Here is a 24,911-nt window from a genome sequence, read left to right as displayed (position 1 = left end):
ATTACCGCGAATCAGCGCAGGCTCAAGCCCCCGGTTTTGCACCCCGCCCATCCAGCCATTTCGCCGCCTTCACCCCGCCGGTAATCAGGAACGGCACCAGCACCAGCGATAGCACCACCTTGGCGATCACCTGCCCGATCAACAGGTTGGTGATCGGGAACAGCCCGTAAAATGCCAGCGTGATGAAGATCACCGAATCCACCGCCTGCGACAGCGCCGATGCGATTGCGCCGCGCACCATCAGATCAATCGTGCCGCCACTGTTGCGGCCTCTCAACCGGTCAAAGATCCAGATATTGAGCAGCAACGAGGTGATATAGGCCGCCGGCCCAGCCGCCCACACGCGCCACACGGTCGAATGCACCCGTTCAAACGCGGCCAGATCATCGGCGCGGCCCGCGACCATCTCGGTTGAAGCGGGCAGGCCCAGCACCAGTTGCATCAGCAGCGATGCAATCAACAGCGGCAGAAAACCCCACCACACGATCCGCTGCGCAAACTGGCGTCCGTATAATTGCGCCATCGTGCTGGATATCACCACCAGTAGCAGGAACGCGAAAATCCCGCTCTCCACCGCCAGATCGGTCGGCCACAACTGCACCTGCTTATATGCCAGCACCCCCGCCAGCACCGTCATCCCGCCATATAACAGCGTGAACACGAACAGGCCCAGCGGCATGTTTGCAAGGGGGCTGGCTGGCGCCGACGGAACAGCGGCTTGCGCTGCGGATGGGGTATCGTTCATCGCGTGATTGCTAGCCAGCGCGCGGGCAAAAGAAAAGCGGCGCGTGTGCGCCTGTCACCGGTCACGGCCCAGCCACCGCGCTGCGCGCTGTCATCCGGCTTGCAACTGGCGTCGCAAACTGCCACGCCCGCATGATTGCCTGCGGGGGCCAACCGGCGGACAACAGGGATCACGTCACTTAACTATTTTCAGACATTGCAAGGGGCACGTTGCTACCGTGAACGAGAGTATCACGCCGATCCTTCTGAGCCTTGCCGGGGTCATCGCTATTCTTGGTATTGCCTTTGCGTTGTCTTCAGGGCGGCGCAGGATCAACCTGCGCGTGGTTGGCGCGGCGTTTGCGTTGCAAGCGTTCACCGCGCTGATCGTGCTGCGCACCGATGTGGGTGTGGCCATCATCGGCGGGCTTTCCAGCGGCGTGATCGCGCTGCTCGATTTTTCCAAGGTGGGCATCACATCGGTGTTCGGGCCGATGGAAAACAACCCGTTCGCCAATACCTTTGTGATCGCCGCGCTGCCGGTGATCGTGTTCTTCGCGGCGATTGTTTCGATCCTCTACCACCTTGGCATCATGCAGCGGCTGGTGCGCTGGGTGGGCGGAGCGATTGGCTGGATCACCGGGATCAGCCGGGTCGAAGCGCTCGGCTCTGCCGCCAACATCTTTGTCGGCCAATCGGAAAGCCCGCTGGTGGTGCGCCCCTATCTTGCCGCGCTGCCCGCACCCGCGCTGTTCACCTTGATGACCGTGGGGATGGCGGGCGTCGCAGGCACGATTCTGGCCGCCTATGCCAGCTTCATCGGTGAAGATGCGGTGCCGTTCCTGCTGGCGGCGGCGTTCATGTCGGCACCGGGCGGGATCCTGATGGCCAAGATCATCATGCCCGATGATCCGGCGGCAATGGCTCCCGATCATGACAACACCGTCGGCCAGGCAGCCGTGGCGCGCGCGCGCGGCAAAGCCGGTTCGCTGGCCGAAGCGACCCGCGTGGTGATGTATGACGAAAACGGGCACGAGGTCGAACTGCCGCAGGCTCGGATCAGCTCGGTTGGCCCTGCGGCAATGGTCGAAAGCGGCAAGTCCGATGAAGTGATGGCTGCCGAAACCTTTGAAGAAGGCCATCGCCCCGCCAACATCATCGAAGCCGCCGCGCAAGGCACCCAGACCGGGGTGAAACTGGCGGTGGCGGTTGGCGCGATGGTGATGGTGTTTGTCGCGTTGGTGGCGTTGGCGAACGGTGCGCTCGCCGGGATTGGCGGCGGCATGGTGGGCTTTGCCGATCAGATCGGCGCGCCGTTCGCGCCTGCGACCGCCGAATGGCTGGCGAATATCAGCTTCCAGAAACTGCTGGGCTATCTGTTCGCACCCGTGATGTTCCTGATCGGCATTTCCGATTGGGATCAGGCGCAGATTGCGGGTGGATTGTTCGGCACCAAGATCGTGCTCAACGAATTTGTCGCCTTCATCGATCTCGGCGCGATGCAGGCGGGTGAATTGACCGCGCGCAGCCGGGCGATCATCACCTTTGCGCTGTGCGGTTTTGCCAATTTCTCCTCGATCGCGATCCAGATGGCAGTGACCGGCGGGCTGGCTCCGAACCAACGCCCGGTGATCGCGCGGCTGGGGCTGAAAGCGCTTGCGGCAGGCAGCCTCGCCAATCTGATGAGCGCGGCGCTGGCGGGACTGTTTTTGCCGCTGTAATTTGACACCTCTGACCCTCTTGGCAGCGGCGTGGGCGCGGGTGTAAGGCGGCTGTCATGATCAACATTGCTTCAGTCTCGCTCGCCCAGCCGCTCGATACCATCGCCGATGAGTTGGGGCGCAGTTTTGGCGAATATGGTTTTGCCGTGGTGCGCGATCACGGCATCCCGCAAGACCTGATCGATCAGGCCGAGGCCGTGTCCAAGGCGTTCTTTGCGCTGCCCGACCCGGTCAAGCGTGCCTACAAGATCGAAGGCGGCGGCGGCGCGCGCGGTTACACCCCGTTCGGCACCGAAAAGGCCAAGGACGCCGAGGTGTTCGACCTGAAGGAATTCTGGCACGTTGGCCGCACCCTGCCGCCGGGCCACCCGCTGGCTGAATTCATGGCACCCAATATCTGGCCGGACGAGGTCGAAGGCTTCCGCGAAACCATGAGCGCGCTGTTCGCCGCGTTCGAAGTGGCCGGCGCGCGCGTGCTCGAAGCTATTGCGCTGCATCTGGGCCGTCCGCGCGATTTCTTTGCGGACAGCATTGAAGACGGCAATTCGGTGATGCGGCTGCTGCATTATCCGCCGCTGGGCGAAGGCGCGCCCGAAGGTGCGATTCGCGCCGCTGCGCATGAAGACATCAACACCATCACCCTGCTGCTGGGGGCCGAGGAAGCCGGGCTCGAACTGCTCACCCGTCAGGGCGAATGGCACGCGGTTGATGTGCCGCCGGGCGCGCTGGTGATCAATGTTGGCGATATGCTGGAACGCCAGACCAACGGGCGGCTGCGTTCAACCACGCACCGGGTGGTCAATCCGCGCGGTGAAGCGGCGCGGCGGGCGCGGTTCTCGATGCCGTTTTTCCTGCATTTCCGGCCCGATTTCCTGATTGAACCACTGCCCGAATGCATTGATGCAGGCGCCGCGACTCCGCCGCCGGCACCGATCACCGCGCATGATTTCCTGATGCAGCGGCTGCGCGAGATCAATCTCGCCTGATTTTCGCCATTCGGGGCTGTAAACCGCCAATTGCAAAAACCCTGCGGGCGTTGCGGCGATGCAACACTCGCGCGCAGATATGGCGCAACTCCGAGAGTCTTCTGGTGTTCGGAAAAGCGCGCATTATGCAATCGGCGCATCGGGGAAGGGTGTTTCATCAAATTGTCACAGAACAGTCGTTTTTCCGCAAGCGTTCAGGGCTAGGGCGGCCCGCGTTACCGTAATTTTCCATTGTTTCAGGGGCTCCACACATGAAGCTTAAATATCTCCTCGCGGCCAGCATCGTCAGCCTCTCCGCAGCCGCTATCTTGCCTGCGCCGGTGATGGCGCAGCAGATCACCTCCAGTATCCAAGGCACGGTGCAAGACGATAGCGGCACGCCGATTTCCGGGGCGACGGTCATTGTAACCGATACGCGCACGGGTGCATCGCGCACCACCACAACCGATGCGGGTGGCAGATTTTCGGCAACCAACCTGATTGTCGGCGGTCCCTATACCGTCTCCGCCAATGCCGAGGGTTTCGAAGGCCAGACGATTTCTGACATCAATACCTCGTTGCAGGGCGCAACCGGGGTCAGCTTCTCGCTTGCGGTGGGGTCCGGCACCATCGTCGTATCCGGCACACGGGCCACGGTGACACAATTGGCGACCGGCCCTGGTTCAGCATTTTCGCTCGAAGTGCTCGAAAACTCCCCCAGTTTCAACCGCGATATCCGCGACATCATCCGGTTCGATCCGCGCGTCAGCCTGGACCGCGACGATGGTGGTTCGGGCGCAGACCGGATCAGTTGCCTTGGCGGCAATGATCGCGGCAATGCCTTTACGGTTGACGGGATCAGTCAGGGCGACATTTTCGGCCTCAACGATACCGGTTTCAGCTCGCGCAGTTCGACCCCGATCCCGTTTGACGCAGTGCGTGAAACGCAGGTTCAATTTGCGCCGTTCGATGTCGATTACGGCAATTTCACCGGCTGCGCGATCAATGTGGTGACCAAATCGGGCAGCAATGATTACCATTTCGGCGGGTTTTTCGAATATTCGGACAATGGCCTGCGCGGCAACAAGGTTGTAGCTGACGGCGAAATCCGCAATGTCGCCCCGATCGAGGCAGACAAGCGCTGGGGTGTCTATCTTGGCGGCCCGGTGATCAAGGACCGTCTGTTCCTGTTTGGCGCCTATGAACATCAGGAAGCCGGCCAATCGCAGGATGATGGCCCGACGGGGGCCAATTTCCCGAACGAGCAGGTCGGTATTTCTGTCGATCAGTTCAACGAAGTTCGTGAGGTTCTCAATCGCGTTTACGGCATTGATACCGGTGATCTGGTGACCAGCCGTCCGTTCACCAACAACCGCTATTTCCTGCGCGGCGATCTCCAGATCAACGATGATCACCGTCTGGAAACGACCTATCAGCGGCTCGAAGAAGGCTCCACGCTGGCGGATGACCTGTTCACCGGCAACAGCCCGCAGGCTGTGGGCCAAAACACTTTCCGCATCAGTGGCACCAAATCGAACTATTATTCGGGCCGCCTGTTTTCGCAATGGTCCGACAATCTTTCGTCCGAAATCCGCTATTCGCGTTCAGAAGTGCGCGATCTGCAGGATCCGATCGGCGGCGGCGAAGCGCAGTCGGACAATCCGATCCCGCGCATCATCGTCGGCATCGATAACCCGACCGGAATTGACGGCACCGTAATGGCTGGGCCGGGCAATTCGCGTTCAGCCAACGATCTGCGGACCAATGTTGATCAGTTCCGCGCTGCGTTAAAGCTGGATGCGGGCGCGCATCATTTCAAAGTCGGGGTTGAATACAACCGTGTATCGCTGTTCAACCTGTTCGTGCAGAACGCGACCGGTACCTTGGTGTTCCGCAACATTGCCGATCTGGAAGCTGGCCTGCTGTCACCCGGCACTGGTAACAACCTGACCAACACCATACCCGCCAACGTCATCAGTGGGGCGACCGAAGGGGCGTTCGGCAATTTCTCCTCGACCGGCAATGTCGTCGATGCGGCGGCCGATTTCAATCGCACGATCTATTCGGCGTTTGCGCAGGACGAATGGGAAATCAGTGACCAGCTCAATGCCGTTATTGGCGTCAGGGTTGACTGGTTTGATGGCGGCGCGCCCGCGATCAACCCGAATTTCGTTGCCCGTTACGGTTTTGGCAACAACACCGGTTTCAGCGCTCTCGATCCGATTGTGATGCCGCGTCTGGCGCTGACATACGATATGAATGATTTCGCGGTGTTTTCCGGTGCGCAGCTGCGCGGCGGCGTTGGCGTGTTTTCCGGCGGTGACCCGCTAGTGTGGTTCGGCAATGCCTTCCAGAATGATGGCCGCGGCTTTGCCACCGGCACAACGCAGGATGCGCCGTGTCCGGCAGGGCAGATCGATGTGGTGGTTGGCGGCCAGTTCACCGGCCTGCCCAGCTGTTTTGTGGATGCGGCGGTCAATCGTTCGGCTGCGGGCCTTGGCGATACCCAATCGATTAGCCCGGATATCAAACTGCCCAGCGTGATCCGCGCCAATCTGGGCTTCACTTCCGGTCTCGATTTCGCCGACAGCGGATTTTTCAGCGGCTGGAATCTGACGCTCGATTACATTTACAGCCATATGCGCAATCCTTTTACGCTGGTCGACCTGTCGCAAACGCCTGATCCGTCACGCGGGCTGGGCGGCTTTACAATTGACGGCCGCCCAATCTTCCGGGCGATCGATCCGTTGGCTAACAATTGCGACGCCGAACTGGTCGGTCTCGACCCCGGCCCGGTTTTCTCGGGTGTCACTGCGGCGTGTTTTGCCACCAGCCGCGATGATGAATTGATGCTGACCAATGCGGGCAGCACCAACAGCCAGATTGCCTCCTTCATTCTGGACAAGCGGTTCAATGGCGGGCTGTTTACCGAAGGCGGTTCGGTTGATTTCAACCTCGGTTATGCCTGGACCCATGCGCGGGATCGGCGCAATATGTTCAGCTCCACCGCTGGTTCGAACTTCGACCTGACGGCGGCGTTTGACCGGCAGAACCCCGATCCCTCGCGCGGATTCTTCGGATCGCGCCACAACATCACCTCGCGGTTGTCGTTCAAGGAAGAATTCTTCAGCGATCTGGCGAGCCGCCTGTCGATTTCCTTCATCGCACGCTCGGGCCGGCCCTTCAGCCTGACCTTCACCGGCGGCGGCGTGTTCAACGACAGCGCTTCGGGCAATGACAATGCGCTGGTCTATCTGCCAACAGGGGTGAACGATCCGAACATTGCGCCTACGTCGAATGCGGCTGCGGTGCAGGGCCTGGTCGATTTTGCCAATGGTCTGGGCTGCGCCAAGGCGCACATCGGCAGCTCGATCCCTCGCAATACCTGCACCAACGACTGGTATTACGATATGGATCTGTCGCTGTCGCAGGAACTGCCGGGGCCGGGCCGCCTGTTCGGTCATGATGATAAGATCAAGCTGTTCGCTACGGTCGACAATTTCCTCAATCTGCTGGACAGCAGCTGGAACGTGCAGCGGCGGCGCAATTTTGCCGGATTGCAGGATATTGCCAATATCTCCGGGATCGATGCGCAGGGCCGCTACATCATTTCCGGCTTTGCGGGGGAAGATGCCTTCAATAACGACAATAACGTCAATATCAGCTCGTCGGTCTGGCGGATCAAAGTTGGCGTCAGCTACGATTTCTGACCCCCGGGTTGGCTTTGAAAACGCGGCGGCGGCACCCATGGGTGCCGCCGTTTGCATTTCCCGCTTGTTTACGCGGCTACCGACTGCAAGATTTGCGCTCGCAGAGGGGCCGGTCTTGGAAGACAAACCGCGATTCCTGGCCAGCGGGGGTAGGCTTCGACCCTAATTGCTGCTGCCGCCCGCCCGCTGGGTATCAGCGCTGTTCACTCCATCGGCCAGCGCCAGCAGATCCTGCGCCAAAGCTTCGCACCGCGCCGCACCTTCGCCCCGTTTGAGCGCGCGTTCGAGCGCCGCCGCGCATTGGCCCAGCTCCGGCTCATCGAACAGCGCGGCGGTTCCGGCCAGCTTGTGCGCCAGTGCGGCGATCTGATCACGGCGGGCGCTGGGGGTGGTTGCAGGCTGCGTGAATAGGCCATCGGTCAGACCGGCGCGCACTGCGTCTGCGGCTTCGCTCCGCCGCGTCTGCCAGCGCGTGATAAGCTGCGGTGAGTGCGCCAGTAAGGACGCGCGCGCCGCCGGGGTCGTTGTGGTGCCCGGATCGCCCGATTCGACGATCCGGGTGGGCAGCCAGCGTTGCAATGTCCGCGCCAGCTGCGCGAAGGCCACCGGCTTGGCCAGATGCGCCTGCATCCCCGCAGCCCGCGCGGCGGTGATATCTTCGGGGAAGGCATTGGCAGTCAGCGCGATGATCGGCAGCAGCCCCGGCCCGATCCCTTCGCCCCGGATCGCGCGGGTGGCGGCATAGCCATCGCAATCGGGCATCTGCACATCCATCAGCACCAGATCATAGGGCCGCCCGCGCATGATCGAATCGATCACCATCGCGATGGCTTCGTTCCCGTCATGCGCAACCGCCACATCCTGACCGCAGCGTTCCAGCATTTCAGTCATCAGCAGGCGATTGATGTCGTGATCCTCGACCAGCAGGATGCGCGTGGCGAGCGGCAGGTCGGCGGGCTTCACCGGTTCGGCCGGCTCGTCCCGGGTGGGGGACTGCACCAGCGTCGCGGGCAGGATCAGGGTGAAACGCGATCCTTCACCGGGGCGGCTTTCAACCTCGATCCGGCCGCCTAGCAGGGTGGCAAGATGGCGGCTGATCGACAAGCCAAGCCCGGTGCCGCCAAAGCGCCGCGCGGTATCGGCCTCGCCCTGCGTGAAGGGGTGGAAAATCGCTTCGAGGCGATCCGGGCTGATGCCGATCCCGCTATCGGCGATCACCACCTGCACCTCATCCGGGGTGATCTTGCAACTGACCCGGATATGCCCCGCTTCGGTGAACTTCACCGCATTGCCGATCAGGTTGAGCACGATCTGGCGCAATCGCAGCCCGTCAGTCATGATCCACGGGCGCTGCGTGGCTTCGGCGCAATTGTTAGTAGCCCATGCAAAATCGAGCGTCAGGCCCTTGTTTTCGGCAGTGTGCCGGTGCAGCGCCGCGCATTCGGCCAGGCTGTCGTGCAGGTTCACCGGGGCGCGATCAATCGTGAACTGGCCGCTTTCGATCTTGGACAGGTCGAGCACGTCGTTGAGCAGCGTCATCATCGACCGGCCCGATTGCACGATCAATTCGGCAAAGCGGCGCTGATCATCAGCCAGATCGCCCTGCAACATCAATTCGGCAAAGCCGAGCACGCCGTTCATCGGGGTGCGGATTTCATGGCTCATATTGGCGAGGAACGCGGATTTGGCCTGCGTCGCATTTTCGGCATGGCGCCGCGCGCGGGTGAGAAGCAGTTCAAGCTCAACCCGCTCGGTGACATCGCGGGCCGCCACGACCACGCCTTCGCGCGCGCCGGTCTGGGGGTTGCGCACCACCGCGCAGTTGGCCTCGAGAAACACCGCAGTGCCATCTGGACTATCGTAAAACCGGCGATAGGTGACGCGTTCGGTTTCGCTGATCCCGCCGAGCAGGCGGCCCAGCGCCTGCATCGTCCGGTCGCGCGCATCGGGGTGCAGGCGCGCAGTTACCGGATTGCCGACAAAGGTTTCAGGCGACACCCCCATCACCGCGCTGACCGAGGGCGAGGCATAGGTGCACACACCGTCCATATCGTAACGCAGGATCGCATCGGTGATATTGTCGGTGAGCAGGTCGATCTGCCGCTTGCCCGCTTCGAGCGCGGCGGTCATCCGGTCACGGCCGGCAAGGATCGCGGCCACTGGCAGGCCGGTCAGGAAATTTGCCGCGATGAAAGCCTGCAGCAGATGCAGTTCGGTCATGCCCCCGGTGCCGCCGGCAGCGGCAATCGGGCCGAGCCCGGCCCACGTCATGGCCCCCGCCACCACCGCAACTGCGCCAACATGCAGCGCGCTGCCAAGGCTGCCCAGCCGGAACGCGTGCATCAGCGTGATCGGCTGGATCAGGAACATCAGCGGGTAATAGGTCTGTCTGAAAACCAGAAATGTGCAAACCATCCCGCCGATCAACAAGGCGAGGCTTTCCGCCGGATGCGCCGGCGTTGCAGTCCGTCGGCCCTTGACCCGGTCGAACAGCAACAAGGCTGTCGGCACGATCAGCACCATCGCCATGCTGTTGGTAAGGAACCAACTGGTCGCCCCGCGAAGTATCGCGTCAAGGCCGCTGCCCATCACCGGCACTGTTATCAGCGCGGAAAGCGCGGGGCCGATCAACCCGCCCGCCCAGACGAACCGTGCAAGGTCTGGTAGATGGTTCATGTCCGATTGCCCGCGCACCACCCACCGGGTGAGCACGAGAACGGCAATGATCTCCACCACATTGGCCAGTGCGAACACCAGTGCGACATGATCGGGCAGCTGGACAAGGGCGTTGGCGGAGAGCCCCGCAGCGAAGGTGGCCAGCAGGAACGGGACTTCATTGCGAAGCTGCGCGCGCAGCAGGAACGCCGCCGCGCAGGCATTGGGCAGCCACACCGGGCTGATATGCGTCTCAGGGCGCGCAATGAGCAGGCTGAGCCAAGCGAGCGCCAGATAGGCCGCCCCGCCGATTATCGCCGCCAGCAGACTCGCCCGGTCAAGATTGCCCATCGCGATCCTTGCGCGGCCGATGACACCTGGCCCTGAGGCGTGAGGAGAGGCATCGGAATGCACAGGGCCAGCAACTTGGCCCGAACCCGCCGCCCCCACATCGCCATGAGCAGGCGCAGCTTGCCCACCGCCGGTTGCGCCCGTTTCAGAGCCGACGGAGTCAATTTTGGCGCCAAGGATGGCATCCAAGGCGCCTTCTTCATGATCCAGTGCGCGCTCGATCCTGCGCTCCATCGCAAAATAATGCTGTTCTGATATAGAATCACTTGAAAGCTTGCGGACGCAACCTCGTCCAGAATGGAGCAATCGCGGAGCGGGTTATGTCGATGGGGAATGCGAGAGGCTTTCGCGCGCAGCGCAAGCGGCTCAGCTGGCCGCTGATCGCGGGGATCGTGGTGTTGCACCTCGCCGCGCTGTACGGTCTTGCCCGCGCTCTGGCCCCGGATTTCACCGCCTCGGTTGAACGCGGGGTGGTGTCGGCCTTTACGGTCACGATCACCGCGCCGCCGGATCCGCCGCCGCCTGAAAATCAACCTGAACCCGATGAAGGTGCGCAAGGTGCGCCGGGGCGTGAAGCGGTGGCCAAGCCGGTGATCAGCCAGCCGCCCAAGGTCAGGCTGAAACAGGATGACCCCTTGCCGCGCGCATCATCAACCGGCACGGCCAGCCAATCGGGCGCGGCTGATGCGGGCGCTGGCACCGGGGCGGCGGGAACGGGACTGGGCACGGGCAGCGGCAATCGCGGCAGCGGGCGCGGCGGGATTGCCGTGACCAAGCCGGTGCACATTTCCGGCAGTATCGACAATGCGCGCGATTTTCCGGTGCCGCCCGGCGGGCGCGCTGCGCGGCGCGGGACGCAGGTGATCGTGCGCGTGATCGTTGGCACCGATGGGCGCGCGCGCAATTGCAGCATCTATCGCCCCAGTCCTGACCATCAGGCCGATCGGATTACCTGCCAGCTGGTTGAAACGCGGCTTGGCTTTCGTCCGGCGACCGATGGCGAAGGAAACCCGGTGGCCGCGCCGTTCTACTGGCGTCAACAGTGGTTCTGATTGCGGCAATGCGGTCTGAACTCCGGACAGACGGCGGCGTTCATGCTGGTGTCATGAATGCGATTGATATAGCGCGCCTATCCAGCAAAAAAGGCAGATGAAGTGACAGCAATTCATCCGGTTATCCTGTGCGGCGGCAGCGGCACGCGGCTGTGGCCGGTCAGCCGCAAGGCGGTGCCCAAACCGTTGTTGCCGCTGGTGAGCGATGAGACATTGTTCGAACAGGCGGTGCGGCGGGTGGCCGGCGATACTCGCTTTGCCGCGCCGCTGGTGGTGGCTGGCGCGGCCCATGCCGATCTGATCACCGCGCAATTGGGCGATACCCCCGGCGCGCGGCTGGTGATTGAACCCTCGGCGCGCAACACCGCGCCCGCAATTGCGCTGGCCGCTACGCTGCTGCCCGCCGATGCCGTGATGCTGGTCTGCCCGAGCGATCATCACATTGCCGACGCTGCGGCGTTTCGCGCGGCTGCGCTGGCTGCGGCTGAACTGGCGCGGCAAGATTACCTAGTGACGTTCGGCATCGCGCCTGATCGGCCCGAAACCGGCTACGGCTATCTGCAACGCGGCGAGCCGCTGGCGGGCGGTTTCACAGTGGCGCGGTTTGTCGAAAAGCCCGATCTCGTGCGCGCGCAGCAATACTGTGCCAGCGGGGATTACAGCTGGAACGGCGGAATCTTTGCGTTTCGCGCCGGGCATTTGCTGGCGGAGCTTGCCGCGCACCGCCCGGATATGGCGCGGTTGGTGGCAGAGGCGGTGGCAGGCGGGCATCAGGACGGCGCGCGCTTCTACCCCGCGCCCGCGCCATTTGCCGCGATTGACGGGGATTCGATCGACTATGCGGTGATGGAATACACCGCGCGCGCGGCGATGGTTCCCGCGCGCATGGGCTGGTCGGACATCGGCAATTGGGCCGCGCTGGCCGATGCCTTGGCGGGAGAGGCCGATGCGGCGGGCAATGTTGCCAAGGGCGGCGTGGTTGACCTCGACCATTGCCGGGGCGTGCTCGCCATTACCGACGGTCCGCGCATTTCGGCGGTGGGGCTGGAGGATGTGTGCATCATCGTATCGGGCGACGAAGTGCTGGTGACGACGCGCGACGGGGCGCAGCGCGTCGGCAAGCTGCCGGGGGCGGTGAACCAGTGAGCGCAGCACGCCAGCTTCCCACACGGATGGTCGCCAAGGTGTGGGGCCGCGATACCCTGCCCGCGCCCTTCATTGCGCCGCCGGGGGAACAGATTGGCGAAATCTGGTTCGAACCGCCGCCAGAACTGCCGCAGGTGCTGGTCAAATACCTGTTCACCTCGGAAAAGCTATCGGTGCAGGTGCACCCCTCCGATGCCACCGCGCTGGCGGGGGAGGCGGGCAAGGAAGAATGCTGGCTGGTGCTGGATGCCGAGCCTGATGCGGAGCTCGCCATCGGGTTTGAGCGCGCGGTGACGTCCGAAGAAATCGCCGCTGCGGCGCGCGATGGCACGATTGAAAGCTTGCTCACCTGGCACGCCGCGCGCGCCGGTGATCTGTTCTACCTGCCCGCTGGCACCGTCCACGCGATTGGGCCGGGGCTGTCGCTGGTCGAAGTGCAGCAGGCCAGCGAGACGACGTTTCGCCTGTATGATTATGGCCGCCCGCGCGAACTGCATCTGGATCGTGCGCTGGCGGTGGCGGATGGCGGGCCTTACGCCGCGCAGCACCGCCGCAGCATCGCCGATGGGCAGGTGCTGGTCGATGGGCCGCATTTCCGGCTCGACCGGGTGGCAGGCGCGCCCGATGCGGCGACCCATGCCGCCTATCCCGGTGGGCTGCTGGCGTTGCCGCTGGCGGGCGAGGTTGCATCGCGCGATGGTTTGGCGCGGGCTGGGGCGGGCGAATGCCTTTATGCGCCCAGCCTCGATGCGCTCGATTTCACGCGCGCCGGGGTAACGCTGCTGGTGCGAGCAGCCTGACGCCGCACACGCTTTACGGCGTGAGCAGCCGCCCCGCCTCTTTCTTCACCGCATATTCGATCGACCCGCGCATCATCCCCAGCATCGCGGGCAGTTGCATTTCGATCACAACCTCATTGTCGCGCACATCGACCCCGCCGGGGATCGTATAGCCCATCACCTCGGCGGTTATCGCCATGCGGTCTTCGCTGGGCCAATCGGTCGTTATCTTGGCGATGCCTGCGGGAAAGAACCCTGCGATTTCATCGACATGGGCGTGCATCCGGCGGCGCACTTCGTCTTTGGTGAGATCATGGGGCAGGGTGACGCGCATCGCTCAATGTTCCTGCTCTTTGGCCTGCTTGACCGAGAAATCGGGCAGCGGCACGCCGGTATCGGGCGAGCGCATATCTTCCAGCGCATCGGCCCCGCCGTAACGATATTCAAGATAGCGGCTCTTGATCGCCAGATCGTCCAATGCGCCTTCGGCCAGCCGCCGGGTGACGCGGTCGACCTCACCCGACAGTTTCGACAGGCTTTCTGTGAGGCGTTTATCGGCGGTCTTGCCCGCGTGCTGTTCCCCGCGAAGGTGGGCCGGAATCTTGCGGTAATTGTCGATCGTTTCGGGGATATATTCGCCCACCAATTCGCGCACTTCAGCCATCGCCGGGTGAGCGCCGTCAAGCGTGCGCAGTTGCAGGCCAAGCGCATCGAGCTGCACGCCCAATTGATCGACGATGGTCTGCGCGGGCGGGGGCAGAGCGGGCCGCTGCGCCTCCAGCCACAATTCGGTGCGCGCGACCATCTGCTGCGGATTGCCGAGGGTGAGTTCGGCGCGTTTGGGCACTTTGACCTTCGGGAACACGCCGAACACGCCGATCGCAACGACAGTGGCGACCACCATGGCCATGAAGCCCCAGAACAGCAGCGGGCCGACCACCGCGCTGAAAATCCCCGCGCCGATCCAGATCGCCACCACCGCCAGCGCGATGTTGCGAACGCGCTTCAGGAGGGCCTTCATCTTCACTTCCGCCGAACCCTTGCCGATGCTGCCGCGCGGCGCCGGGCGGTGCGTTCCGCCCTCGCGCTGCACGGCGAGGCTGGTTTTCGCCTCGCGCAGGATACGGTCAGAATCGCGGGTGCTGTCGACCATCATTTATCCAGTGCGAGCAGCGACGGCGTTTGCGAGGCGACCTTGGACTGCGCCTGGGCCTGCCCTTCCGCGCGGGCGATGTAGCCTTTGGACTTTTCGACCTCGGCGGTCAGCGTGGTGACGGTCTGCTTCATCGAATCGAGCGCGCGCAGCTTGAACGTGTCGACCTCGTCCATCGTGTCATAGATGTTCTGGAACGCGCGTTGCAGCGTTTCCAGCGGGATGGTGCTGGACGCTGCCTGTTCGTGGATTTGCGCGGTCTGTTCGCGCAGCAACGTGCTGGTCGAATCGATGATGTCGCTGGTGGTTTTGTTGAGCGCGGTGATCTGACCGAGGACCAGCCGTTGGTTGGTCATCGCCTGCGCCACCGTCACCGCAGTGCGCAGCGCGCCCACCGTGGTCGTAGACGCGCGGTCGACGCCCTTGACCAGTTCAACGTTGTTTTTCTTGACCAGATCAAGCGCGAGATAGCCCTGCACGCTCACCGCCATCTGGGTCAGCAAATCCTGCGTGCGCTGGCGGACATAGAACAGCGCCGATTCGCGCAGCGCCTTGGCCTTGGCCGGATCAGAGCTGTCGAGTTCGAGCGCCTTGGCCTCCAACCGCGCATCGAGCGTCTTGGCGATGTGGATCATCTGTTCCAGCTCGCCCATCGCTGCCCACAGCTTCTGGCGCTCGGTGTCGATCGCGGCATTATCGAGGTGCAGTTCCTTCTTGCCGCTATCCAGCCGTTGAAGGATCGAGGAAATATGACCCTGCGCCGAGGTGTAGCTGTCAAAATAATTCTTCAGCTTGTTGCCGAACGGGATGATGCCGAGCAGTTTGCGCGGGCCGGATAGCTTGCCCTTGCGGCCCGGATCAAGGTCTTCGACCGTGCGGCGCAGTTCGGCCAAGTCCTTGCCGACATTGCCATCTGCATCCATCGCCCGCACAGGACGATCAAGAAACCGGTTCGACATGGCGGCGGCGGCACGGATCTGTTCCTGCCCCATGCGGGTGATCTGATCGACCTTTTCGCCAAACGCAGGCGAATTGGCGTCAACCGACACCAGTTCGTTGACGAAGGCATCGACCTTGGTGTCGAGCTTGCTTTTCTCTTCTGTGCTGACCGGCACCAGCCCAGCGGCCTGTTCGGGCGCGACCTGCGGCACCGGATCGGGCGGGGTGAGCGAGAATTCCGTTGCGTCTAACGTCGCCGTCTTGGTTTCGGTGCTCATGCCAATATCTACTCCATCAAACGCGCGTCGCCGGGCGCGGGCTCATGCCCCACTGTATTAGTGATCTAAAACACACCTTTCAAGCGCGCGTGTATGGTAAGCCTGAAAGGGGGCTTGCGTCCATCATGCCATGCGTTTGCGCGGTCTTTGCTTGGCAATTTCCCCGATGGCGGGCTATCGCGCGCAATATGATGCTTTTGCCAGAGGCCTTCTGATGAACGACACCGCCGGTTCTGCCGCTTTGCCTGTGGCTGAAGCCAAGGCTGATTCTGCCACCACTCCGTCGGCACCTACGCCCACAAACTTAGCCGCAGTGCTGGCCAGCTTGCTGGACGGGGTGCGGGAATGGTGGACGGTGCATGTCATCGGCCAGATCGATCAGGCCGAGGTGATCGTGCGGCGGCGCGAGGATTGCGCGCTGTCCGAAAGATACCTGTTCATGACCGCGATGAGCGGTGGGATCGCGGTGCTCGGACTGCTGCTGTCATCGCCTGCAGTGGTGATCGGGGCGATGTTGCTGTCGCCTTTGATGGGGCCGATCATGGGGCTGGGCTTTGCACTGGCAATCGGCGATTGGGACTGGCTGAAACAATCGGGGCGCACCCTGCTGATCGGCAGCGCGCTGGCAGTGCTGCTGTGTGCGGCGTTGGTGTTTTTCTCCCCGATCCAGACAATCACCAGCGAAATCGCGGCGCGCACGCGGCCCAACCTGTTCGATCTGTTCGTGGCGCTGTTTTCGGCGCTCGCTGGGGCTTATGCGATGATCCGCGGGCGCGAAGGCACGATTGTCGGCGTGGCCATCGCCACCGCGTTGATGCCGCCGCTGGCGGTGGTCGGCTTTGGCCTTGCGACCTTCAACTGGACGGTGTTTTCAGGTTCCCTACTGTTGTTCGTCACCAACTTCCTGACAATTGCGCTGACGGCCTTCGCGATGGCTAAATTGTATGGTTTTCGTACCTCATTAAGCGCGCGCAACACCATCTTTCAGAACATCGCCTTGATCACGGTGTTCGTGGCGCTGGCGGTGCCGCTTGCTTTCTCGCTCCAGCAGATCGCGTGGGAAACCAATGCCCAGCGGATTGCGCGCGATGCCATAACCGAAAGGTTTGCCCGGCCAGCACAGCTTGACGCGCTGGAGATCAATTTTTCCGCCAAACCGGTTGCGGTGAGCGCGATCATGTTCACCCCGGTCATCCGCCCCGATGCTGAAACCGAAATCGCCCGCGCGCTGGAAACCCGGTTGGGCAGGCCGGTCGAACTGACACTGACCCAGACCCAGACCGAAACCGGTGCGGGCGCGGCCCAGCGCGCGCAGCTATCGGCGACGCGCGAACGCGAAGCCGCCGCCGCCTCGGCGCGGGTGCAGGCGCTCACGACCCGGTTGTCGCTGGCGGCAGGTGTGCCCGAAACAGACGTGCTGATCGACCGCAACCGCCGCCGCGCGCTGGTGCGGGCCAAGCGGCTCGATAGTGCCGGCCTTGCGGCCTATCGCACACTGGAGGCGCGGATTGCCGCGACCGAGCCGGAGTGGACCATCGAGCTGATCCCGCCTTCGGGCGCATTGCCAGCGGCGATTGCTTTTGGGGATGACGGGCCAAGCGCTGAGGGGGCGAGGGCGCTCGCGGTGATCGGCTGGGCTGCCAAGCGACTGGATCGCGCCGTGGTGCTGACCGGCGATTCGGAGCAGGGCGAACAGGCCGCCAAAAGCTTGCGCGAAAATGGGGTGCAAGTCCGGCTGCGTTCTGCCGCAGGCCCATTGCGGGCCAGCTGGGTTGAGGATGCCGAGTAGAGCCTTACGCCGCCAGCTGAATCGGCACGATTTCGCCGGCGAGATACAGTTTCTTGGCCTTGGCGCGCGATAGCTTGCCCGAAGACGTGCGCGGCAGGGTGCGCGGCGGGACGAGTTCGACGATGCAGCTCATGCCCGTCACCGAACGCACCTTGTCGGCGATCTGTTCGCGCAGTCTGATCCGTTCGATCGGATCAGCCACCCGGCAGTGCACCAACACGGCAGGGGCTTCCTCGCCGTTTTCCATCTCGATCGAAAAGGCCGCGATGTCACCGTGGTTGAAGCCGGGCAGCTGTTCTACTGCCCATTCGATATCCTGCGGCCAGTGGTTCTTGCCGTTGATGATGATCATGTCCTTCGCCCGGCCGACGATGAACAGATAGCCATTGGCGGTGTAGCCCATGTCCCCGGTGTCCAGCCAACCGTCGACCAGGCAATCCGCAGTCGCTTCTTCATTGCGGAAATAGGAATGCATCACGCTTGGGCCGCGGCACCACACCTTGCCGATCTGGTGATCGCTGCGGCTGTGGCCGTCCTCACCCCGGATTGCCACTTCCATATCGGGCAGCGGTTTGCCGCAATTGACGATTGCGCGGTAGCGGGCCGGGCGCGAAATATCGCGCGGGGTGCCCGACAGGCGTTCTTCTTCGACCAATTCGACGCGGATGCCTTCGCCCGGCGGCATGACCGTTACCGCCAGCACGGCTTCGGCCAGGCCATAGGACGGGGTGAAGGCCGAAGCCTTGAAACCAGCGCCGGCGAAGGCGTTGACGAAGCTTTGCATCACATCCGGACGGATCATGTCAGCGCCATTGCCCGCCACGCGCCAGCGCGACAGGTCGAACCGTTCCGCGACGTTCGACTGGCTGGATATGCGGCGGGCACAAATGTCGTAACCGAAGGTCGGCGAATAGGACAAGGTGTTGCCCGGATTGCGGCTGATCATGTCGAGCCACGCCAGCGGACGGCGGGCAAAGGCATCGGGTTTCAAATAATCGGCCGAAACCTGATTGGCGATCAGCGACAGGAAGCACCCCACCAGCCCCATGTCGTGATACCACGGCAGCCAGCTGACGCAGCGATCATTGCCGCCCAGATTCATCATCTCGGCATGGCCATACAGATTGTGCAGCAACGCCTTGTGGGTGACTGCCACCCCGGTCGGGAACCGGGTCGAGCCGGAGGAGTATTGCAGGTAGCAGATATCGTCCGGGCTGGCTTCGGGCATGATGCAATCGGGCGCGGGGCGCTGACTGAAATCCTGCCAGCTGGTCGATTCGCAGCCCTGCCGCGCAGCGGCAGCAGCGGCCATTTCACCGATTTCTTCGGGATAGAGCAGGATCTTGGGATCCGCGCTTTGCAGCTGGATCGCGAGCTGATCGATATAGCTTTCCTTGCCGCCGAAGGTGGTCGGCAGCGGCAATGGCACCGGCCATGCTCCGGCATAGATGCAGGCGCAGAACAGCGCGGCAAAATCCGCCCCGGTTTCGGCGATCAAGGCGACCCGGTCCTGCTTGCCAATCCCCGCCGCGATCAGGCGGCGCGCCATCACCAGCGCATCATCGCGCATTTCGGCATAGGGGTAAACGCGATCCAATTCGCCGCGCATATCGTGAAAATTAAGCCCCTTGCGGCTTTGTGCGGCATAGTCGATCGCATCATTGAAGGTTGCAAACTGCGCACGGATTCGCGGCAGGTCGCAATCATTCGGCGTCGGCGTTAATACGGCGTCGGTCATATTTCTCAGCGATACCCGTAAGTTGCGGCGCTTTTCATGGCGTTCTCCCGCTCGCGCTCTAGCGTAACCCCCGTGAGCCAGTCATAGTCAGGCTCGCTCCAATGCTATCGCATTTAATCTGGAAGGTGGCACGAATAAGGCGAAATGGTTTCACGTAAAGCGAATTCGTCATCGCCCGGTCGTGATACCGGGGAGGATTCCGGGCGGAAATACCCGGAAAGGAAGCGGCCAAAGCCGCCGCTGGACGAACGTGCGTTGCGCGATCTTGCGCTGCATTACGCCGCCCGGTTTGCCACCACCGGGGCGCGGCTGGAAGGATACCTCGCGCGCAAATTGAAGGAGCGCGGGGTGGCTGAGGATGCCGATGGGCGAAGCGCGCAGATCGATATTCCGGCGCTCGTCGCCCGGCTGGTGGAACTCGGCTATGTCGATGATGATGCCTATGCCCGGATGCGCGCACGCGATCTGGGCGCGCGCGGTTACGGCGGACGGCGGATCGAACAGACCTTGTGGGCGGCCGGCGTGGATGAGACGATTCGCCAATCCCACGCACCGGGCGAGGCCGCCAGCTGCCGCGCTGCTGCGCTGATGGCACAGAAAAAGCGGCTTGGCCCATGGGGCGTAACGGGCGCGGCAGGCGATGATCCGCTGGCGCGGCGCAAGGCGCATGAAAAAGCCGTTGCAGCAATGCTGCGCGCAGGCCACCAGTATGATCACGTGAAATACATTCTCGGCGCGAACAGCGTCGGAGATATCGAACAATGGCTGGACGAAGCAGCCGACGAAGAACAGGCGGACGGATCATGGTAAAGCAATGGCTGGCAGCTGGAATGGCGACATTGGCGATGTCGGGCGCGGCGTTGGCGGCGTGTTCGCCGGGCGAAGGCGCCACCGCGCGGGCGCAAGCATCCGCATCCGCATCCGCAGTCAGCGCAGAGGTTGCCCGTCACCCGGTTTCGGGGCTGGAGGTGATCGATCTGGTGGTGGAGCGCGGCGACAAGCGCCTGCCGTTCAAGGTTGAACTGGCCGCCAACCCGCAGGCGCAGGCCAAGGGGCTGATGTTCCGCACAGCGCTGGGCGATAATGAAGGGATGCTGTTTCCCTCAGCCGCGCCCGAACCGAGCAGTTTCTGGATGAAGAACACCCCGCTGTCGCTCGACATCATCTTTGTCGGTGCCGACGGGCGGATCAGCAATATCGCCGCCAACACCGTGCCCTATTCGCTCGATTCGGTGACGTCTTCGGGCTTTGCGATTGCGGTGCTGGAACTGCGCGCGGGCCGCGCGGCGGAACTGGGGATCGTGCCGGGGGATCGGGTGATGTGGGAAATGGAGGATTAAATCCCTCGCCCGCTGGAAGCGCTGAAACGGCCTGCCAAAGGACAGGCCGCAAGGCCGACCGGCCGCCCGCAGCGCCGCAGGCGCGAGGATATCGCACCCGCGGAGGCGGGTGCACAAACCAAAGACTCGCGCCCACACTGACGATCGCATCTTGGCGCTGTGATCCAATTCGGCTAGGCGCGCGGATATGGGAATCCTTGGAAAGATATTCACCTGGTGGGACGGCGCGACGCTGGGCACCCACCTTTGGGCCAGCCGCGCTGGCGGCGAGCATGTCGGCACCGATGGGGCGGGCAACAAATATTACCGCGCGCAGCCCAAAGCGAACGGCCCGGCGGACGGATCATACACCAGCCGCGAAAAACGCTGGGTGATCTATTCCGGCCCCAATGATGCCAGCCGCGTTCCGGCGGAATGGCACGGCTGGCTGCACGGCACCTATGATGACGTCCCCGAAAGCCACCTGCCGCCGCCGCGCGTGTGGGAGGTCGATTACACCCCCAACGCCACCGGCACCGCGCAGGCCTATGTCCCGCAAGGCGCGCTGCAACGCGGCGGTCAGCGCGTCCGCGCGATGGGCGATTACGAAGCCTGGACGCCCGGCAGCGCGGATAGCTGAGGCTCGCCGTGCGGGCCTCCATCCTTGCCGCGCTGCTCGCCTGCGCATTGGTGCTGACGGCGTGCGGCGAAGGGGCGTCTGAACCCGAGACGGTAAAAGTTGCGCTGGGTGAGGCAACGTCTGCTGCGGCAACTGACGCGGCGGCTGATGCTGCTGCGGCCGATGATTACGGCGCGACCCCGATGGCAGAACGCGTCGCGGTGATCGGACTGCTCAACAAACGCAATAATGTTTCTGAGGACATCAGCCTCAGGCCCGGTGAAAGCCGCGAAATCGGCCCGGTCATCATCCGCCTGTCCGCGTGTGAGCGCACCGCGCCTTGGGAAATGCCGCAGGAAACCGGCGCTTTCGTGCAGGTTGATATTCGCGAACGCGGGGCGCAGCAGCATCGCCGGATCTTCTCAGGCTGGCTGTTTCGCGAATCGCCCAGTCTCAACGTGGTCGAACACCCGATCTATGATGTCTGGGTCAAGGATTGCACGATGGCTTTCCCGGGAGAGGAAGGTTCTGCCGCGCCTGCCAAGGAGCCTGCGGCCAAGCCCGCGCCGCGCCCGTCGGCAACGCCTGCGCCCGAGACACCAGCGCCGGAACCCGCTCCGGAACCCGATGCATAGGATTCGTTGAAGGTGCGCCACGCCATGCCAAGGCTGGCGTGTGGCTGGCCATTGGCGCGTTCAACCAGCAAGCGATAATCGGCCTGCGCCAGTTCCACCGCGCCCATTGATCGCAGATGGTCGGTCATGAACTGGCAATCGAGGAGCGCAAACCCCGCCGTGCGCAGCATCGCCACCAGCCACGCCAGCGCGACCTTGCTGGCATCGGGCACCCGGCTGAACATACTCTCCCCGCAGAACACCCGGTCGAACGACACGCCATACAGCCCGCCGACCAGTTCCGGCGCGCCATCGCCGCCGGCGGCCCAGCATTCGACCGAATGGGCATGGCCCGCGCGGTGTAGCGCGATATAGCTTTGCACGATGCGTTCGCTGATCCAGGTTTCGGGATGATCGGGGCGCGGCTCAGCGCAGGCGCGGATCACCGCTTCGAACGCGCGGTCGACCGTTACTGTGAAGCGGTCGGCGCGCAGCACCTTGCGCAAGGATTTCGATAGGCGCAGCCCGTCCAGCGGGATGATCGCCCGTTCGCGCGGCTCCACCCAGAACACCTCGGCATCATCGCGGTGGTCAGCCATCGGGAAAATCCCGCTGCGATAGGCCAGCAGCAGGGTTTCAACCGGGATCGGAGAGCGGGTGGGGGCGTGCATGGCGGGGCGCAGAATACAGGCGGCAAAGAGGATTGCCTATCCCCCGCGCCTTCGATAAAGGCACCGCTCCGACGCGCTGCAGGGGTGTAGCTCAGTTGGTAGAGCATCGGTCTCCAAAACCGAGGGCCTGCGGTTCGAGTCCGCACACCCCTGCCATTACTGCAAGGTAATGTAAGGCGCTGAAAAGATTTGCGTTTCCTTGCGAGTCAAAACCCCATTTTCGCTGTATTCTTCGGGCTGTCGATCTTGATCGGTTGTCCGCCGCAAGCGCACAGCACCAGCACCAGCAGGGGCCGGACGCGATCACCCGCGAAAGCGCAGAGCGGATGCAACTGGTGATGGCCAATGTCTCGGGCCGCGATCTGGGCGCGGTGGTGGCCGATATCGAACAGGTGCTTGACGAAATTGTGCTACCGCAAGGCGCACATATTGAACTGAGCGGTCAGTTCGAAAGCGCGGCGAGCGCGACCCGGACGCTGCTGGCGCTCGGCTTCATTGTGCTGGTGGGCATGTTCCTGCTGCTGCGGCAGGCGTTCCGTTCGTCCAATGATGCGGTGCTGGTGATGATCAACCTGCCGCTGGCGTTTGCAATGGGCGAGCCGGGTAGTGAGATTCAGGCTCCGATGGCGATCGTGATCCTGTGCGGGCTGACCAGTTCAACCGTGCTCAATATGCTGGTGGTGGCCGCGATCTATCTTAAGGTGACGCGCGATGGCTGGGGCATTGCCAGTCTGTGCGCGCGCTGGCAGCGTTACCGAAGTGGTACGGCGCTCGACTCGCAAGCCGATGCCGCCGCTGCCTGAAGGGAGAAGCGCATGGGATACCTGCTGTTCAAGGCGGCGCTGTCTGGCTTGATCATCGCCATCGTCAGCGATATTGCCCGACGTGCGCCCGGTATCGGCGCTCTGGTAGCGTCGCTCCCGCTCATTTCGGTGCTGGGGATGATCTGGCTGTGGCGCGACACGCAGGACACTGTGCGCATGGCCGATCATGCGCTGGCGACCTTCTGGTTCGTACTGCCCAGCCTGCCGATGTTCCTGTTGATCCCGGTCATGCTCCATCGTGGCATCGGCTTCTGGCCTGCGCTGGCGGCAGGCTGCGGTCTGACCATCGCACTCTATCTGGCGATGGTCGCAGCGCTACGGCAGTTCGGCGTCGAATTGTAGCTGTGGGCGTGCGGGGATCGGGGATCCAGCGGATTGCCATTCCGCTTGATCTGGACAAAACCTCTAGTTAGATGATGTCATAACGGGGTCACGCAACCTCCCGTTCAGGCTGAGACAAGCCCAAGTGTTGCCTCGTTGCCCCGCCACCGTGCAGGGCTTTTTTGCGAGGTAAGCATGGCTGATTTGGGCGCTCTCCCGATTACTACCCCTCCAGAACAAACTCCTGCAATTCCTTTCGCCGATCTGCTGCGGGTGTTCGCCCGTATCGGCTTCCTCAGCTTTGGCGGGCCTGCCGGGCAGATCGCGCTGATGCACCGCGAATTGGTGGACGAACGCAAATGGATTGCTGAAGAAGACTTCCTCCACGCGCTCAATTTCTGCCATCTCCTGCCCGGCCCCGAAGCCCAGCAACTGGCGACTTGGACGGGCTGGCGGCTGCATGGTTGGCGCGGGGGCCTTGCGGGGGGATTGCTGTTCGTCATCCCCGGGGCGGTGATCATTCTGGCTTTGTCGATACTTTATGCAGTCGCCGCCAATCTGGCTTGGGTCGAAGCGCTGTTTCTCGGTGTCAAGGCGGCCGTGCTGGCGATTGTGGTGCAGGCCTTGTTGCGCATTGCCGGCCGTGCGCTCGACACCGGGCTGAAACGCGCGCTGGCGGTTGCGGCATTTGTGGGGCTGTTTCTGCTCGATCTGCCGTTTCCGCTGATCGTGCTGGGCGCAGGCGTGATCGGCATTGCGGTGGCAGCGGTTCGACCCGACCTGCTGGCGCTCAAGCCTTCGAGCGGGAGCGGCGCAGTGACAGCGCGGCCGTGGCGCAGCACGTTCCTGTCGATTGCCCTGTGGGGCACGGTATGGGCCGCGCCGATGGTGGTGATCGCGCTGACGCTGGGGCAGGATCATGTGCTGTGGGAAATCGGCGCGTTCTTCTCGCAGCTCGCCATCGTCACCTTTGGCGGGGCCTATGCGGTGCTCGCCTATATGGCGCAGGAAGCCGTGCAGGGGTTTGGCTGGCTGCGTCCGGGCGAAATGGCCGATGGTCTTGGTTTGGCCGAAACAACCCCCGGCCCGCTTATCCTGGTCACCCAATTTGTCGGCTACCTCGCCGCATTCCGCGCGCCGGAGCCGTTTTCACCGATGGTCGCCGGACTGATCGGTGCGGCATTGACGACGTGGGTAACGTTTGCGCCTTGCTTCCTCTGGATTTTCGCCTTTGCGCCGTGGATCGACCGACTGGGCAATGCCGTGCGGCTGAAAGGCGGGTTGGCGGCGGTGACGGCGGCTGTGGTCGGCGTGATCGCCAATCTCACCGCGTGGTTTGGGCTGCACGTGCTGTTCGCCGCAGTGGGTGAACAGCGGTTTGGCCCGTTGCGGCTCTACTGGCCCGATCTTGTCAGTTTCGACTGGCGCGCTGGTGTGCTGGCCGTATTGTGCGGTGCATTGATATTTGGCGCCAATTGGTCGGTGCTCAGGGTCCTGGCCGTCGCGGCGGTTGGCGGCGCGGTACTGGTTCTGGTGATCTGAGG

Annotated in this window: 20 protein-coding genes, 1 tRNA gene and 1 pseudogene; 15 read left to right on the top strand and 7 right to left on the bottom strand. The window is 63.1% G+C overall.

Annotated elements, in window-relative coordinates; all coding sequences use genetic code 11:
- Nucleotides 1-22 precede the first annotated feature (22 nt).
- The gene (locus ABIE62_RS03885) at nt 23-745 is read right to left on the bottom strand and encodes a queuosine precursor transporter (RefSeq protein WP_354323728.1); all 723 of its coding nucleotides are present in this window, start codon (nt 743-745) and stop codon (nt 23-25) included.
- 217 nt (nt 746-962) lie between these two features.
- Here ABIE62_RS03885 and ABIE62_RS03880 point away from each other — a divergent pair, with 217 nt between their 5' ends.
- The 3 genes from ABIE62_RS03880 to ABIE62_RS03870 all read left to right on the top strand — a co-directional run bounded on the left by ABIE62_RS03880 (nt 963) and on the right by ABIE62_RS03870 (nt 7,119).
- Entirely contained in the window at nt 963-2,444 is a 1,482-nt protein-coding gene (locus tag ABIE62_RS03880) for a NupC/NupG family nucleoside CNT transporter (RefSeq protein WP_354323727.1), read from the top strand.
- A gap of 56 nt (nt 2,445-2,500) precedes the next feature.
- Nucleotides 2,501-3,430 (top strand): isopenicillin N synthase family dioxygenase, encoded by a 930-nt coding sequence (locus ABIE62_RS03875; RefSeq protein WP_354323725.1) that lies wholly within the window; start codon nt 2,501-2,503, stop codon nt 3,428-3,430.
- A gap of 251 nt (nt 3,431-3,681) precedes the next feature.
- Nucleotides 3,682-7,119 carry a TonB-dependent receptor gene (locus tag ABIE62_RS03870; protein ID WP_354323724.1) on the top strand — a complete coding sequence of 1,146 codons (3,438 nt, stop codon included), beginning with the start codon at nt 3,682-3,684 and terminating at the stop codon, nt 7,117-7,119.
- Between the two features lie 162 nt (nt 7,120-7,281).
- Here ABIE62_RS03870 and ABIE62_RS03865 read toward each other — a convergent pair whose 3' ends face one another.
- Nucleotides 7,282-10,125 (bottom strand): ATP-binding protein, encoded by a 2,844-nt coding sequence (locus tag ABIE62_RS03865; RefSeq protein ID WP_354323722.1) that lies wholly within the window; start codon nt 10,123-10,125, stop codon nt 7,282-7,284.
- A 320-nt stretch (nt 10,126-10,445) separates the two neighbouring features.
- On the opposite strand from ABIE62_RS03865, the gene ABIE62_RS03860 reads away from it, so the two are divergent.
- From ABIE62_RS03860 to ABIE62_RS03850, 3 genes are all read left to right on the top strand, one after another.
- A complete protein-coding gene (locus ABIE62_RS03860; protein ID WP_354323721.1) occupies nt 10,446-11,177 on the top strand; it encodes an energy transducer TonB in 732 nt (243 codons plus the stop codon).
- A 102-nt stretch (nt 11,178-11,279) separates the two neighbouring features.
- Complete coding sequence (locus ABIE62_RS03855; protein WP_354323719.1) at nt 11,280-12,323, top strand: mannose-1-phosphate guanylyltransferase; 1,044 nt, start codon at nt 11,280-11,282, stop codon at nt 12,321-12,323.
- Between the two features lie 26 nt (nt 12,324-12,349).
- Entirely contained in the window at nt 12,350-13,123 is a 774-nt protein-coding gene (locus tag ABIE62_RS03850; RefSeq protein WP_354324086.1) for a class I mannose-6-phosphate isomerase, read from the top strand.
- Between the two features lie 13 nt (nt 13,124-13,136).
- Here the strand turns inward: ABIE62_RS03850 and ABIE62_RS03845 are convergent, their stop codons facing one another.
- From ABIE62_RS03845 to ABIE62_RS03835, 3 genes are read right to left on the bottom strand one after another with little or no spacing between them, the layout of a single operon-like run.
- A complete protein-coding gene (locus ABIE62_RS03845) occupies nt 13,137-13,436 on the bottom strand; it encodes a polyhydroxyalkanoic acid system family protein (RefSeq protein ID WP_354323717.1) in 300 nt (99 codons plus the stop codon).
- 3 nt (nt 13,437-13,439) lie between these two features.
- Nucleotides 13,440-14,258, bottom strand: coding sequence for a hypothetical protein (locus ABIE62_RS03840; protein WP_354323715.1), 819 nt, complete (start codon nt 14,256-14,258; stop codon nt 13,440-13,442).
- Nucleotides 14,255-15,472 carry a toxic anion resistance protein gene (locus tag ABIE62_RS03835; protein ID WP_354323713.1) on the bottom strand — a complete coding sequence of 406 codons (1,218 nt, stop codon included), beginning with the start codon at nt 15,470-15,472 and terminating at the stop codon, nt 14,255-14,257. The genes ABIE62_RS03840 and ABIE62_RS03835 overlap by 4 nt, the downstream gene beginning before the upstream one ends.
- 214 nt (nt 15,473-15,686) lie before the next feature.
- On the opposite strand from ABIE62_RS03835, the gene ABIE62_RS03830 reads away from it, so the two are divergent.
- Nucleotides 15,687-17,261, top strand: a complete 1,575-nt coding sequence (locus tag ABIE62_RS03830; RefSeq protein ID WP_354323711.1) for a TIGR00341 family protein — start codon at nt 15,687-15,689, stop codon at nt 17,259-17,261.
- Nucleotides 17,262-17,265: 4 nt separating this feature from the next.
- Here ABIE62_RS03830 and ABIE62_RS03825 read toward each other — a convergent pair whose 3' ends face one another.
- Nucleotides 17,266-18,999, bottom strand: coding sequence for a fatty acyl-AMP ligase (locus tag ABIE62_RS03825; RefSeq protein WP_354323710.1), 1,734 nt, complete (start codon nt 18,997-18,999; stop codon nt 17,266-17,268).
- Between the two features lie 144 nt (nt 19,000-19,143).
- Between ABIE62_RS03825 and ABIE62_RS03820 the strand changes: the two genes are divergently transcribed.
- The 4 genes and pseudogenes from ABIE62_RS03820 to ABIE62_RS03805 form a co-directional block, all read left to right on the top strand.
- Nucleotides 19,144-19,809, top strand: coding sequence for a regulatory protein RecX (locus tag ABIE62_RS03820; protein WP_354323708.1), 666 nt, complete (start codon nt 19,144-19,146; stop codon nt 19,807-19,809).
- Nucleotides 19,803-20,339 (top strand): DUF192 domain-containing protein, encoded by a 537-nt coding sequence (locus ABIE62_RS03815; protein ID WP_354323707.1) that lies wholly within the window; start codon nt 19,803-19,805, stop codon nt 20,337-20,339. Before ABIE62_RS03820 ends, ABIE62_RS03815 begins: the two co-directional genes overlap by 7 nt.
- A 187-nt stretch (nt 20,340-20,526) precedes the next feature.
- Complete coding sequence (locus ABIE62_RS03810) at nt 20,527-20,958, top strand: NADH:ubiquinone oxidoreductase subunit NDUFA12 (RefSeq protein WP_354323705.1); 432 nt, start codon at nt 20,527-20,529, stop codon at nt 20,956-20,958.
- 182 nt (nt 20,959-21,140) lie between these two features.
- Nucleotides 21,141-21,377 (top strand): annotated as a pseudogene (locus tag ABIE62_RS03805) (DUF2155 domain-containing protein); the annotation flags it as partial.
- A 35-nt stretch (nt 21,378-21,412) separates the two neighbouring features.
- Here ABIE62_RS03805 and aat read toward each other — a convergent pair.
- Nucleotides 21,413-22,222: a leucyl/phenylalanyl-tRNA--protein transferase gene (gene aat / locus ABIE62_RS03800; RefSeq protein WP_354323703.1), complete on the bottom strand. Its 810-nt coding sequence runs from the start codon at nt 22,220-22,222 to the stop codon at nt 21,413-21,415.
- Between the two features lie 80 nt (nt 22,223-22,302).
- Between aat and ABIE62_RS03795 the strand changes: the two genes are divergently transcribed.
- The 4 genes from ABIE62_RS03795 (at nt 22,303) to chrA (ending at nt 24,909) form a co-directional block, all read left to right on the top strand.
- A tRNA-Trp gene (locus ABIE62_RS03795) sits at nt 22,303-22,378 on the top strand.
- 98 nt (nt 22,379-22,476) lie between these two features.
- The gene (locus ABIE62_RS03790; protein WP_354323702.1) at nt 22,477-23,025 is read left to right on the top strand and encodes an efflux RND transporter permease subunit; all 549 of its coding nucleotides are present in this window, start codon (nt 22,477-22,479) and stop codon (nt 23,023-23,025) included.
- 12 nt (nt 23,026-23,037) lie between these two features.
- Nucleotides 23,038-23,388 (top strand): DUF3147 family protein, encoded by a 351-nt coding sequence (locus ABIE62_RS03785; RefSeq protein ID WP_354323700.1) that lies wholly within the window; start codon nt 23,038-23,040, stop codon nt 23,386-23,388.
- 174 nt (nt 23,389-23,562) lie between these two features.
- Entirely contained in the window at nt 23,563-24,909 is a 1,347-nt protein-coding gene (gene chrA, locus ABIE62_RS03780; RefSeq protein WP_354323698.1) for a chromate efflux transporter, read from the top strand.
- The last annotated feature ends 2 nt before the right edge of the window (nt 24,910-24,911 follow it).

Source organism: Porphyrobacter sp. MBR-155 (assembly GCF_040547625.1).
GTDB lineage: Bacteria > Pseudomonadota > Alphaproteobacteria > Sphingomonadales > Sphingomonadaceae > Erythrobacter.
This window is presented reverse-complemented; position numbering and strand designations above follow the sequence as displayed.

Bases quoted from the DNA above. Each gene is read 5' to 3' on its own strand.
- ABIE62_RS03885 (WP_354323728.1), bottom strand. From the start codon at position 745: ATGAACGATACCCCATCCGCAGCGCAAGCCGCTGTTCCGTCGGCGCCA.
- ABIE62_RS03875 (WP_354323725.1), top strand. From the start codon at position 2,501: ATGATCAACATTGCTTCAGTCTCGCTCGCCCAGCCGCTCGATACCATC.
- ABIE62_RS03870 (WP_354323724.1), top strand. From the start codon at position 3,682: ATGAAGCTTAAATATCTCCTCGCGGCCAGCATCGTCAGCCTCTCCGCA.
- ABIE62_RS03865 (WP_354323722.1), bottom strand. From the start codon at position 10,125: ATGGGCAATCTTGACCGGGCGAGTCTGCTGGCGGCGATAATCGGCGGG.
- ABIE62_RS03860 (WP_354323721.1), top strand. From the start codon at position 10,446: ATGTCGATGGGGAATGCGAGAGGCTTTCGCGCGCAGCGCAAGCGGCTC.
- ABIE62_RS03850 (WP_354324086.1), top strand. From the start codon at position 12,350: ATGGTCGCCAAGGTGTGGGGCCGCGATACCCTGCCCGCGCCCTTCATT.
- ABIE62_RS03845 (WP_354323717.1), bottom strand. From the start codon at position 13,436: ATGCGCGTCACCCTGCCCCATGATCTCACCAAAGACGAAGTGCGCCGC.
- ABIE62_RS03840 (WP_354323715.1), bottom strand. From the start codon at position 14,258: ATGATGGTCGACAGCACCCGCGATTCTGACCGTATCCTGCGCGAGGCG.
- ABIE62_RS03835 (WP_354323713.1), bottom strand. From the start codon at position 15,472: ATGAGCACCGAAACCAAGACGGCGACGTTAGACGCAACGGAATTCTCG.
- ABIE62_RS03830 (WP_354323711.1), top strand. From the start codon at position 15,687: ATGAACGACACCGCCGGTTCTGCCGCTTTGCCTGTGGCTGAAGCCAAG.
- ABIE62_RS03825 (WP_354323710.1), bottom strand. From the start codon at position 18,999: ATGACCGACGCCGTATTAACGCCGACGCCGAATGATTGCGACCTGCCG.
- ABIE62_RS03820 (WP_354323708.1), top strand. From the start codon at position 19,144: ATGGTTTCACGTAAAGCGAATTCGTCATCGCCCGGTCGTGATACCGGG.
- ABIE62_RS03815 (WP_354323707.1), top strand. From the start codon at position 19,803: ATGGTAAAGCAATGGCTGGCAGCTGGAATGGCGACATTGGCGATGTCG.
- ABIE62_RS03810 (WP_354323705.1), top strand. From the start codon at position 20,527: ATGGGAATCCTTGGAAAGATATTCACCTGGTGGGACGGCGCGACGCTG.
- aat (WP_354323703.1), bottom strand. From the start codon at position 22,222: ATGCACGCCCCCACCCGCTCTCCGATCCCGGTTGAAACCCTGCTGCTG.
- ABIE62_RS03785 (WP_354323700.1), top strand. From the start codon at position 23,038: ATGGGATACCTGCTGTTCAAGGCGGCGCTGTCTGGCTTGATCATCGCC.
- chrA (WP_354323698.1), top strand. From the start codon at position 23,563: ATGGCTGATTTGGGCGCTCTCCCGATTACTACCCCTCCAGAACAAACT.